At 70.2% G+C, this 11,898-nt stretch carries 8 protein-coding genes; 5 read left to right on the forward strand and 3 right to left on the reverse strand.

Annotated features, from left to right (window positions below):
• Nucleotides 1-116: 116 nt before the first annotated feature.
• The gene (locus ABT114_RS00540) at nt 117-959 is read right to left on the reverse strand and encodes a mycofactocin-coupled SDR family oxidoreductase (RefSeq protein WP_351136982.1); all 843 of its coding nucleotides are present in this window, start codon (nt 957-959) and stop codon (nt 117-119) included.
• Nucleotides 960-1,401: 442 nt separating this feature from the next.
• Between ABT114_RS00540 and ABT114_RS00545 the strand changes: the two genes are divergently transcribed.
• The 5 genes from ABT114_RS00545 to ABT114_RS00565 all read left to right on the forward strand — a co-directional run bounded on the left by ABT114_RS00545 (nt 1,402) and on the right by ABT114_RS00565 (nt 9,229).
• Entirely contained in the window at nt 1,402-2,742 is a 1,341-nt protein-coding gene (locus ABT114_RS00545; RefSeq protein WP_351136984.1) for an FAD-dependent oxidoreductase, read from the forward strand.
• A gap of 80 nt (nt 2,743-2,822) precedes the next feature.
• The gene (locus ABT114_RS00550; protein WP_351136986.1) at nt 2,823-4,379 is read left to right on the forward strand and encodes an aldehyde dehydrogenase; all 1,557 of its coding nucleotides are present in this window, start codon (nt 2,823-2,825) and stop codon (nt 4,377-4,379) included.
• Nucleotides 4,380-4,464: 85 nt separating this feature from the next.
• Nucleotides 4,465-5,598, forward strand: coding sequence for an acyl-CoA dehydrogenase family protein (locus ABT114_RS00555; protein WP_351136988.1), 1,134 nt, complete (start codon nt 4,465-4,467; stop codon nt 5,596-5,598).
• A 16-nt stretch (nt 5,599-5,614) separates the two neighbouring features.
• Nucleotides 5,615-7,561 (forward strand): oxidoreductase, encoded by a 1,947-nt coding sequence (locus ABT114_RS00560; RefSeq protein WP_351136990.1) that lies wholly within the window; start codon nt 5,615-5,617, stop codon nt 7,559-7,561.
• A gap of 126 nt (nt 7,562-7,687) precedes the next feature.
• The gene (locus ABT114_RS00565; RefSeq protein ID WP_351136992.1) at nt 7,688-9,229 is read left to right on the forward strand and encodes a GMC family oxidoreductase; all 1,542 of its coding nucleotides are present in this window, start codon (nt 7,688-7,690) and stop codon (nt 9,227-9,229) included.
• 7 nt (nt 9,230-9,236) lie between these two features.
• On the opposite strand, the gene ABT114_RS00570 is transcribed toward ABT114_RS00565, so the two are convergent.
• Both ABT114_RS00570 and ABT114_RS00575 read right to left on the reverse strand, forming a co-directional pair.
• Entirely contained in the window at nt 9,237-10,913 is a 1,677-nt protein-coding gene (locus tag ABT114_RS00570; RefSeq protein ID WP_351136994.1) for an AMP-binding protein, read from the reverse strand.
• 74 nt (nt 10,914-10,987) lie between these two features.
• Nucleotides 10,988-11,851 carry a 3-hydroxybutyryl-CoA dehydrogenase gene (locus ABT114_RS00575; RefSeq protein WP_351136996.1) on the reverse strand — a complete coding sequence of 288 codons (864 nt, stop codon included), beginning with the start codon at nt 11,849-11,851 and terminating at the stop codon, nt 10,988-10,990.
• Nucleotides 11,852-11,898 lie beyond the last annotated feature (47 nt).

Here is an 11,898-nt window from a genome sequence, read left to right on the forward strand (position 1 = left end):
GCGCATGCCGCCTGGGCCCAACTGCCCTGCGTGCATGCACAGGAGGCCGCTCACGACAGAGCGTCGTGAGCGGCCTCCCAGGGCGTCCGTCACACGGGCGGTCGCGGCCCTCGTCGTCAGCCCTTCTTGACGGTGTTACCGGCATCGATGGGAAGGGCAACGCCCGTGATGTAACGCGCGGCCTCGGAGCACAGCCACACCACGGCTTCCGAGACGTCCTCGGGCTCGATCCACGGGACGTCGGGAAGGATGTTGAGGGCCGCGAAGGGCTCGTGGACGTCAGCCGCCGTCGGGTTGGTGATGTGGGGTGCGAAGAGTTCGAAGGTCGGAGCATTCACCACGAGGGGAGTGTTCACCGTGGTGGGGCAGACCGCGTTCACCCGGATACGGTGCGGCCCCAGCTCCTGTGCGAGCACCTTCATGAACCCGATGACCCCGTGCTTCGCCGCCGTGTAATGCGCCGTGTTGAGGTAGCCGAGCAGGCCGGCGGTCGAGCTGGTCAGGACGACCGAGCCACCCTCTCCTCGCTCGACCATCGAGGGGAGCGCCGCACGGACGGTGTTGAAGACGCCGGTCAGGTTGACGTCGATCATGTCCCGCCACACACGCTCGGGCATCTCCCAACTGACGGACCACGACCCGATGCCCGCATTGGCGCTGACGATGTCGATCTTGCCGAACTCGGCGAGTCCGGCGTCGACGACCTTCTGCACCTGAGCGAGGTCGCGTACATCCGCGACGCCCGCGAGGGCGCGACGCCCCCTGGCCTCGACCTGCGCGACGGTCTCCTTGAGATCGTCGCTGCTGGCCAGCGGATAGCCGACCGACTCCACGGCGTCCGCGCAGATGTCCAGCGCGATGACGTCGGCCCCCTCGTCCGCCAGCCGACAGGCGTGCGACCTTCCCTGGCCGCGGCCGGCGCCCGTGACAAAGGCGACTTTTCCGTCGAGGGTTCCCATACATTTCTCCTTCGCAGGTGGCGACCCGAGATGCGGGTCCGAGATGCGGGTCCGAGATGCGGGTCCGAGATGCGGGTCCGAGATGCGGGTCCGAGATGCGGGCCCGAGTTGCCGGTCCGAGATGCCGGCCCGGTTCGTGCGGGGCTGCGCCGGGCGCGAGTTGTCGCAACGGGCTGACGCCGGCTCAGTAGCTGTAGTGTGCAACTGATTGACCCTGGCGGGCGTTTCAAGGTAGGAACTGAACTGAAGTGGCGTCAAGAAGCGTGCACGCATGGTTCCTCTCACCCTTCATCCCGGCGATATGCGCAGCCGACGTTGTATGTCATCGAGTCCGGTGCAGGAGTCTTGCGCTTTGAATTGGATTCGGTTTTGCTGTCGGCGTGGGCAGATGAACACCAGCGCCCCGACAGGACAGCCGAACCCTTGGCCGAAGGAGAGCCGCGTGCACACAGAAGCTGTCGATCTGCTGATCATCGGTGCGGGCATGGCGGGGCTGACCGCCGGCGCCCGCGCCGTCCGCGACGGTCTGTCCGTTGCGATCGTCGAGATCGGCAGGGACGTCGGCGGCTCCGCACGCTTCGCCGGTTACGCGTGGACCGCCCCCAGCCATGACGTCATGGACGAGCACAATCCGCACGGAGACATCGCGCTCAAGCGCGCGCTGGTGGACCGGTTCGCCGACGGCGTCTCCTGGATCCGCTCCATCGGCGTGGAGGCCAAGGATGCCCAGCGTGTCCTCAGCTTCGGCCGCGGGCACCAGTTCGACACCAACCACTACGTCGACACCTGCCGCCGCCTCATCCTGGAGGGCGGTGGCGAGTTGCTGCTCGAGACCGACACCGAACGGCTGGTGGTCGAGCAGGGAGTCGTGACCGGAGCGGACCTGAGGGCGGCCGATGGCACGCGCAGGCAGGTACGGGCCCGCAGCACGCTCATCGCGACCGGCGGCTTCCAGGGCGACCTCGCCCTGCGCGGCGCACATGTGCACCCGCACGCCGACCGCATGCAACTCCGCTCCAACCCGCACAGCCGCGGCGGCGGTTACCGACTGGCCACCCAGGCCGGCGCCGCCACCAGCCAGGACGACGCCGGCTTCTACGGCCACCTCATTCCCAGCGGAATTCCCTTCGCCGACCCGGCTGACTTCGTCGATATGTCGCTCTATTACAGCGAACACGCACTCCTGTTCAATCTGCGCGGTGAGCGGTTCACCGACGAGACGCTCGGCGACCACCTCACCGCCATGGCGCTGCTGGAGCAGCCCGAAAGCCGTGGTCTTCTCATCGCGGACGCCCGCGTGTTCCGCGACTGGATCGTCGGCTCGTACGTCGAAGGCGCCGTCGCCGTCGACAAGTTCGCCCTGGCGAGCAAGCGAGGCGGCCGGGTCGGACTGGCCGAGGACCTTGACGAGCTGGCCTACCTGCCCGAGGAATGGGGCTACGGGGGCGAGAGCATCCGCAACGCCGTCAAGCTGTTCAACGAACATGCCTCGGCCGGGGCGGAGCCGGCGCCCGGCCGGAAGCTGGACCGCCTGCCGCTGGACGAACCGCCGTACTACGTCATCGAGACGGTGCCGGCCATCACCTTCCCGTTCCACGGCGTACGGATCGACGACCGGGCCCGCGTGCTGCGCGAAGACGGCCGGCCACTCGGAGGGCTCCTCGCCGCCGGATCGGACACCGGCGGCCTGTGGCACCGCGCCTACGCGGGCGGACTCGCCTCGGCACTCGTCTTCGGACTGACAGCCGCAAAGACCGCCACCGAGATGACACACCGTCCCTGACCGGACCGTCGCAGGCCATGCGCACGAGGCTGCCATCGACGGAGCCAGGGGCGCTCAGACGCGTATGTGCAGGAGGACAGATGACAGGCATCGACCACAAGGCCTTCTTCATCAACGGGTCGTGGCGAGGGGCCGAGGGCACGGACCACTTCGACGTGATCTCCCCGAGGTCGGAGCAGCGCATCGGGCGGGTCCCGGCAGCCTCCAAGGAGGACATCGACGCCGCGGTCGCCGCGGCCAGGCACGCGTTCGACGAAGGGGAGTGGCCCCGGCTCACCCCGGCAGAACGAGCCGACTACCTCTCCCGTCTGGCGGCCGGGATCGAGAGGCGACGGACCGAGCTGGCCGAGCTGATCACCGAAGAGCTCGGCTGCACCTTGCTCCTGTCGCAGGTCTACCAGACCGTGTCGCCCGTCATGAGCCTCAACTACTCCGCCGAGATCGGCCGAGGCCTGCGGACGGCCGAGGTGCGCGTCAGCGACCTCTCCGCACTCGCCGGGAAGTCGGCAGGAGGCAGCATCATCCCCATGGCCGGGGCCAGCCTGGTCGTCCAGGAACCTGTCGGCGTCGTCGCCAGCTTCCCGGCGTACAACTTCGCGCTTCCGGCGATCGGCCAGAAGGCCGGACCGGCGCTGATAGCGGGCTGCACCGTCGTCGTCAAGGTCACGGAACCCAACCCGCTGGCGATATTCGTCGTCGGTGAGATCTGTGAGGAGATCGGCCTGCCTCCCGGTGTCCTCAACATCGTCGCCGCGCGCGCACCGGAGTCCGAGTACCTGGTGCGCCACCCCGGTGTGGACATGGTCAGCTTCACCGGCTCGGTCGACGTCGGCGCCAGGATCGCGGCGGCCTGCGGAGAGCTCATCCGGCCGTGTGTGCTGGAGCTCGGCGGCAAGTCCGCGGCCATCGTTCTCGAGGACGCGAAGATGGAGGACGTGCTTCCCGCCCTCGTCGGGGCCAGCGTGGGCACCAACTCCGGCCAGAGCTGCGTCGCCCAGACGCGACTGCTGGTGCCCGAGTCCCAGTACCGCGCCTATGCGGAAGCCCTGGCCGATGGATTCGCCTCGCTCAAGGTCGGCGACCCCATGGAAGCCGACACGGCGGTCGGTCCGCTGGTCACCTCGCGCCAGCGTGACCGGGTCGAGTACTACGTGGATGTCGCTCGCAAGGAGGGCGCGACGATCGCCTACGGCGGCCGCCGGCCTTCGGGGCTGAACCGCGGGTGGTACTACGAACCGACACTCGTCACCGACGCACACAACGACATGAGGGTGTCGCGGGAGGAAATCTTCGGACCGGTCGCATCGCTCATCCCGCACCGCGGCGAGGACGATGCCGTCCGTATCGCCAACGACAGTGATCTGGGACTGGCGGGCTCCGTGTTCACCGCGGACACGGCACACGGGTTCGAGATCGCCCGGCGCGTGCGTACCGGCACGTTCTCGGTCAACACCTTCGCGGCCGACCTGGGTTCGCCGTTCGGTGGGTTCAAGCGGTCGGGGCTCGGGCGGGAGCACGGTCCGGACGCCGTGCGGGAGTACCTGCTGACGAAGACGATCTCGATCGACCCGAGCCATGAGCTTCCGGAGGCGGTCACCGAAAACGTTCCGCACGGAACCGGGCCCGGGGCGCGCTGACCCGTTTCCTCGCCGTGTGGCCGCGCCCTAGGAGGCTTCGGCGACCCCCAACACTGTTCCCTCAGGTTCCTGCCTTGGAGACCCCATGCACCGTCCTCACCCCGAGATCGATCCCCAGCTGCTGTCCGAGTCCGAGGAACAGCGGGAACTGCGCACCGTCCTGCGGGACTTCTTCACCGAAGCGTGCGGCCCGGAGGACGTACGCAAACATCAGGCCACCCCGCGCGGATACGACGAGGCGGTGTGGGCGCGGCTCGCGGGTGAGATCGGTGTGCACGGGCTGGCGATTCCCGAGGAGTACGGCGGATCGGGTTTCACCTTCGCCGAACTCGCCGTGGCGCTGGAGGAGTCCGGGCGGGCGTTGTACTGCGCACCGCTGCTGCCCACCGTGGTCCTCGCCGCGCACGCCCTGCTCAGCAGCGGCGACCGGCAGGCGTGTGAGCGCTACCTGCCGCGGATCGCGGACGGCACGCTCACCGCCTCCGTGGCCGGCTTCCGTGACGACGAGCCCGCCATCATCGCCGAGCACGGCGGAGCGGGCTGGGTGTTGCGCGGTGCGGCGGACTTCGTGCTCGACGGGGCCGGTGCGGAACTGATCGTGGTAAGGGCGCAAACGCCCGACGGCGTACGGCTGTTCGCGTGCGAGCCGACCGGGGACACCTGCCTGCGGACACCGCGCCGCGTCCTGGACGAGACGCGCCGTCAGGCGCTGCTGGAGTTCCGTGGCGCACCCGCCACTCCCGTGGGCGAGTCGGGTCAGGTGACGGCGACCCTCGACGCCGGGCGGGCCGCGCTCGCTGCCGAGCAGGTCGGCGGCAGCGGCCACGCACTGGACGCCACGGTCGAATTCGTCGCGCAGCGCCACCAGTTCGGGCGCCCCATCGGCTCCTTCCAGGCGGTCAAGCACCGGCTGGCCGACGTACTGGTCGCGCTGGAGGCGGCCCGCTCGGCATCCGCGTACGCGACCGCCTGCGTGGCCATCGCGTCGCCGCAGCTGCCGGTGGCCGCGAGCGCCGCCGCCGCGGTCTGCTCCGAGACCTTCCGCCTGGCGACGGCCGAGTACGTCCAGCTGCACGGCGGGATCGGCTTCACCTGGGAGCACCCAGCACACCTGTATGTGCGCCGGGCACGCAGCGGTGAGGTGCTGTTCGGTACGGCGGACCAGCACCGGATACGACTCGCCGAACTCATCGGTCTCGCCTCCCGATCCGCCGCCTGAACCGAAAGAGAGCCGCATGACGTCCCGCATCTCACCCAGCCTCGCCGCGCCGTTCACCCTCGGCGGTCTCACCCTTCGCAACCGCCTCGTCGCCACCGCCCACGCCACCGCCGCCGTGGCCGACGGCGCCCCCACCGAGACCGACGCGGCCTACTGGCGGCGTCTGGCACAGGGCGGCGCGGCCATGGTGATCACCGGTGGTACCGCCGTGGCCCCTGAGTCGACGCTGCCGCTGCGTTACCTGACCGAGGCATGGCGCCCCGAGATCAAGGACGCCGTACGCCGCCGGGCCGAGGCCATCACCGACGGCGGCGCCGTGGCCATCGCACAGCTCGTCCACCTCGGCCGGGAGACCCTGGGCGCGGGCACCTACTACGCGCCGGTCTCCGCCGCGGCCGTCCGCTCACCCCGTGAGGCGACCGCGCCCCATGAGCTGAGCACCGAAGAAGTACGCCGGGTCGTCGACGCGTTCCGTATCTCCGCGGCCAACAGCGTGCAGGCCGGCTTCAACGGCGTCGAGCTGCACGCGGGCCACGGCTACCTGCTCGCGCAGTTCCTCTCCCGCGTCAACAACACCCGCGACGACGAGTACGGCGACCGGATCTCCCTGCTCGCCCAGGTCATCGACGCCATCCGCACCGAGATCGGTGAACTCCCCATCGGCGTACGGGTGTCGGTGGAGCCCGGCGAGAACTCCGGACTCGGCCTGGACGACCTGATCGAGCTGCTCCCGCGCCTGAGCGCCGCGTCCCCCTTCACGTACGTCAACATCACCACCGGCGTCCGCAACACCTACGTGCCGGGCATGGCCACCACCCGCCCGCCGCTGCTGGAGTCCGTGGCCCGGCTGCGCACGGCGGTCGCCCTGCCGTTGCTGGTCAGCCAGGGGTTCCGGTCCACGGCCGACATCGAGCGGGCGCTGGACTCGGGGGCCGATCTGGTGGGAATGGCACGGCCGTTCATCGCCGACCCCGACTTCGCCCGCAAAGTGATCGCCGGCGACGAACGCTCCGTACGCCCCTGCACGGGCTGCAACGAGGGCTGCCGAACCTTTGAACCCACCGGCTCGTGCTCGGTGAACCCGGAGCTCGGGCCGCCCGGAGCCGCGGCCCGCCCCGCCGTTCCGCTGCTGCTCAACCGGCCCGGCTCCCGGAGCGGCCCCGTCGCCGTCCTGGGCGCGGGCCCCGCGGGCATGGAGTGCGCGATGGCGCTCGCCCGCACCGGCAGCGAAGTGGTCGTCTTCGACCGGGCCCGGGAAGTGGGCGGCCAAGCACGCCTCGCCGGCCTCGCCGCGCACCGCTCCGGCTGGCAGAAGCTCGTCGACTACCAGCGGGACCAGCTCGCCGACCTCGGCGTACGTGTGCTGCTGGGTACGTCACCGACCTCCGCCGAACTGGCGGAGTACTCCCAGATCGTGCTCGCCACCGGAGCCGAGGAGGCCGTCGTCCCCGTGCCGGGCGAGCTCCGGACGCTCACCAGTACGGACTTCCTCAACCGGTGTGCCGATGTCGTGCCGAGCGCGCCCAGGGTCGCCGTCCTCGACGACGGCTTCGGCTGGTGGCAGGGCATCAGCGCCGTAGAGAGCGCGCTGGCGGCCGGAGCCCGCGAGGTCACGGTCATCACCCCTGGCAACGGATTCGCGACGGGCCTGTCGCCGGAGAACCGCACCCAGTTGATGAACCGGCTCAGCGGCGCACCTCTGCGTATCGTCGCGATGAACACCGTGACCTCGACGACCACCGGGGGTGTGCGGCTGCGGCATGTCCTGGACGGTCAGGAGACGGACCTCGCCGCCGACGTCCTGGTGACCGTCGGCGAACGGCACCCGCGGCGCCCCGACTTCACTCCGGCTGACGGCCAGAGCGTCCGCGCGGTGGGCGACTGCGTCGTGCCGCGCCGCATCGCGCACGCGGTCGCGGAGGGACGGGCGGCCGCGGAGGCCCTCGCGGCCAGGCCGCTGTGAACACCTGACCGAGGCCATCGGGCGGGCGCTCCCTGAGACAGGGGCTGCTTTTGCAGGCGCGCCCCTGAACGGCCGATGCGCCCGCCCGTCGAGTTCCTTCATCTCAACGAAGAGAGAGAGGTAGCAATGGCACGTCGCATCGTGGTGTGTGGCGGAGGCTCCGCCGGTGGTGTCCTGGCCGCCCGGCTGAGCGAGGACCCCTCGAACTCCGTCACGCTGGTCGAGGCGGGCCCCGACTACCGCACCCCGGAGGAGACCGCCCCCGAGGTGCTCGACGCCAACCAGTTCGGGTTCACCACCCACGACTGGGGCTACGAGTCGGCCGACCATGTCGCCGAGGCCGACAGCATCCCGATGTTCGGAATCGTCGAGCAGGGCGTCCTGCCCGTCCTGCGCGGCAAGGTCATCGGCGGCTCCTCCTCCGTCAACGGCGCCAACGCCCTGCGGCCCACCCCCGAGGACTTCGCCCGCTGGACCGGACTCGGCAGCGACCGCTGGTCCTGGGACGAGATCCTCCCGTATCTGAAGAAACTGGAGGACGACCCGGTCGGCGGGGAGCTGCACGGCACCGGCGGGCCCGTGCACATCGAGCGCTTCACCGACGGCAACGGACTGCGCCCGGTCATGTCCGCGTTCCTGGAGGCCTGCGCGCAGGCCGGCCACCCCGTCCACCAGGACATGAACGGCGCCGACCGGCGCGGCGCGGGCCCGACCCCGTTCAACCGCAAGGATGGCATCCGCCAGAGCTCGGCCATCGCCTACCTCGGCCCGGCCCGCGACCGCGAGAACCTGACCGTACTCGGCGGACACACCGTCGACCGCGTGGAGTTCACCGAGGACGGCACAGCTCGCGCGGTGATCCTCGCCGACGGAGCCCGCCTCGAAGCCGACCTGGTCGTCCCCTCCGCCGGGGCCATCGGCAGCCCGGCGATCCTGATGCGCTCGGGCGTCGGCTCGCGGCGGCTGCTCGAAGAGCTGTCCATCCCCGTCGTCCAGGCCCTCGAAGGCGTCGGCAGGAACCTTCGCGACCACCCGATGGTGTACCTCACGTATGCGGTGGACGAGGAAGCGGTCGGTGAGCTCAACCCGCCTCTGCAGACCGTGCTGGCCTTCTCCTCGGCAGGCGCGGACAGCGAGGGCGAAGTCGACCTGCACGCGCTGCCGTTCACCATGGAGCCGGGGGTGATGCTGGTGCCGCTCGCCGTGGTCCGACCGTACTCGCTGGGCAGTGTGGAGATCACCTCCCGCGACCCCGAGGCCGACCCTCGGATCCGGCTGGGCCTGTTGGAGCACCCCGACGACATGCGGCGCATGGTGGCCGGCATCCGCCAGGTCCGGGACATCATGGGTTCGGGTCCGCTGGAGAAGTACGTACGGGCCGAGACGTGGCCGGGACCCGAGGTGACCACGGACGCCGACCTCACCCGTGCGGTCCTGCAGGGAAAGAACACCTACTGCCACGCCGTGGGCACCTGTGCGATGGGCGCCGAGGGCACCCCGACCGGAGTCGTCGACCAGCGTGGCAAGGTGCACGGCGTCGACGGGCTGTACGTCGTCGACGCCTCGATCATGCCGGACATCCCTGCCGTGCCGACCAACACCACCGTGATGATGATGGCCGAGCGCTGCGCCGACGAACTGCGGCGCGGCGTCCGACGGGTGCCGTGACGTCACCTCACCGCTCGTAGACGGCGCGGACCGCCAAGTCCGCCGTCTGCTGCGCGGTCGATCCCCGGTCGCGCAGCCAGTCCCGGAGAGCGAACTTCTTGATCTTGCCGCTCGCGGTGTACGGAAGAGCGTCGACGATGAAGAGGCTCTCCGGGATCTTGCGGGTCGCCACCTCGCGGGCGGTCAGATGCTCGCTGATGTGACCAAGCGTCAGATCCCAACCCTGGTGGGGCACCACGAACGCGCAGCCCCGCTCGCCCGTCCGGCTGTCGGGCCCGGCGACGACGGCGACCTCGGCGACGGCAGGATGCTCGCTGAGCAGGTTCTCCACTTCGTGGACGCTGATCTTCTCCCCGGAACGGTTGATGATGTCCTTGATCCGCCCCTCGATGCGCAGGGCGCCGTGCGCGTCGAACCGGGCCAGGTCGCCGCTGCGGAACCAGCCGTCCGGGGTGAACGCGGCCCCGTTCAGCCTGCCGTCCAGGTAACCGAGGCAGGTGTCGGGACCGCGCCACAGCACCTCCCCGAGGACGCCGGGCCGAGCCGGCCCGCCGGCACCGTCCGTGACCATGACCTCGGTAGGGGGCAGGGGCACACCGTCGGTGCGGATGCGGACCTCCGGCGGGTCCCAGCGGGTGGCCGCGGTCACCGAGGGGCCTTCCGTCGCCCCGTACATACGGGTCACCACACCGAGCCGATCCGTTGCGCGGCGGGCGAGTTCATCGGGAATGTCCGCTCCGCCGCAGACGATGTAGCGGATCGTCGGCGTCGTCACGTCCGCCGCCTCGGCGGCACCGAGCAGATCGGTCAGGAACGGCGTCGAGAAGATCATGAAGCTCGCCCCGGCGCCGGTGATCCGGCGCAACGCGAGCTGCGGATCCCACAGGTCGTGGAGGACCACGGGGGCGCCGAGCAGGAACGGCAGGATCAGTGCGCAGTTCACCCCCGTGACATGGGTGACCGGGGAGGGGTTGAAGATCACGTCGCGTTCGTTGAGCGCGAACTGGTCGATCATGGAGAAGTTCTCGAACACCAGCGTGTTGTGGCTGTGGAGCGCGCCCTTGGGATCCGCGGTCGTTCCCGACGTGTAGAGCAGCAGGCACACCTGATCGGGATCGGGCTCGGGCAGCGCGCGTACGGTGGCCGCCGGATCCGGCCCGGCCGAGTCCAGGAACGCCTCCCAGGAAAGGACCTCTTCCACGCCTGTGCCGCCGTCGACGACCACGACGTCTCGTAGTTCGGGAAGGTCCTCGCGCAGACTCCGGTAGAGACTCGGGTAGTCGAAGTCGCGGTAACGGCCGGGCACAAACACGATCTTCGTTCGTGCCTGGCCGAGGATGAAGCGGAGCTCATGCCCGCGGTAGATGGGAACGATCGGGTTGGCGACGGCCCCCACCTTCATGATCGCCTGAAAAAGCACGACTGCCTCGGCCACGTTGGGCAGTTGGAACGAGACGACGTCGTCCTGCCCGATGCCGCGCCTGTGCAGGGCCGCGGCCAGCGCCGTCGCCTGCCGGTCGACTTCGGCGAAAGTGAGACGGCGCTCACCGTCGACCACGGCGAGCGCGCCTGGCCACACAGCGGCGGCGCGCTCCAGATACCGGCCGAGCGGCCGATCCCGCCATGCCCCACGGGCCCGGTACTGCGCGGCCAGCTCGGCCGAGGGTGGATGCGTCGGCCACATCAGTGCCTCCTGGTCGGTCGCAGCGAGCCGGCCGTCGGATGTCCGGCCGGCTCGCCGAGGATGGGAGAGTGCGGTCAGGCGTCGTACGCGTAGAAGCCGCGGCCGCTCTTGCGACCCAGGTGACCCGCGGCGACCATCCGCTGCAGCAGCGGGGGAGCGGCGTACAGCGGCTCCTTGAACTCCTCGTACATCGACTCGGCGACGGCCTGCGCCGTGTCCAGGCCGATCAGGTCGAGGAGCCGCAGCGGACCCATCGGGTGGGCGCAGCCCAGCTCCATACCGCTGTCGACGTCCTCGGGGCGGGCCGCGCCGGACTCGACCATGCGGATCGCGGCGAGCAGATACGGCACCAGCAGCGCGTTGACCACGAAGCCCGAGCGGTCGGGCGCCTGGATGACCTCCTTGCCGAGCCGCTCGACGGCGAAGGCGCGGGCGCGGGCCACGGTGTCGGCGCTGGTGGTGAGGGCGGGAATGACCTCGACCAGCTTCTGTACCGGTACGGGGTTGAAGAAGTGCAGGCCTACCACCTGGGAGGCGCGGCCGGTCGCGACGGCGACGTCGACGATGGGGATCGAGGAGGTGTTGGTGGCGAGGACGGCGTCCGGGTCCGTGACCACCTTGTCCAGCTGACGGAAGATCTCGAGCTTCACCTCCCGGTTCTCGGCGACGGCCTCGATGACGAACTGCCGGTCGGCCAGTTCACCCAGGTCGTGGGTGAAGGAGAGCCGGGCCAAGGCCTGCTCGCGGGCGGCCTCGGTGAGCTTGCCGCGCCGCAGACCGCGGTCGAGGGACGCGGTGACGCGGTCGCGGCCGGCGGCGGCCAGCTCGGGGGTGGACTCGGCGACGGTGACATCGAGGCCGCGCAGCGCGGCGACCTCGGCGATGCCGGAGCCCATGAGGCCGCAGCCGACGACGCCGAGGCGTGAGACGTCAGACATGAAAGTCCTTCCTGATACGTGGGTTGAAGGAGCCGAAGGAGCGGCTC

The organism is Streptomyces sp. NPDC002088 (genome assembly GCF_040296605.1).
Lineage (GTDB): Bacteria > Actinomycetota > Actinomycetes > Streptomycetales > Streptomycetaceae > Streptomyces.

Bases quoted from the DNA above. Each gene is read 5' to 3' on its own strand.
- ABT114_RS00555 (WP_351136988.1), top strand. From the start codon at position 4,465: ATGCACCGTCCTCACCCCGAGATCGATCCCCAGCTGCTGTCCGAGTCC.
- ABT114_RS00560 (WP_351136990.1), top strand. From the start codon at position 5,615: ATGACGTCCCGCATCTCACCCAGCCTCGCCGCGCCGTTCACCCTCGGC.
- ABT114_RS00565 (WP_351136992.1), top strand. From the start codon at position 7,688: ATGGCACGTCGCATCGTGGTGTGTGGCGGAGGCTCCGCCGGTGGTGTC.
- ABT114_RS00550 (WP_351136986.1), top strand. From the start codon at position 2,823: ATGACAGGCATCGACCACAAGGCCTTCTTCATCAACGGGTCGTGGCGA.
- ABT114_RS00575 (WP_351136996.1), bottom strand. From the start codon at position 11,851: ATGTCTGACGTCTCACGCCTCGGCGTCGTCGGCTGCGGCCTCATGGGC.
- ABT114_RS00570 (WP_351136994.1), bottom strand. From the start codon at position 10,913: ATGTGGCCGACGCATCCACCCTCGGCCGAGCTGGCCGCGCAGTACCGG.
- ABT114_RS00540 (WP_351136982.1), bottom strand. From the start codon at position 959: ATGGGAACCCTCGACGGAAAAGTCGCCTTTGTCACGGGCGCCGGCCGC.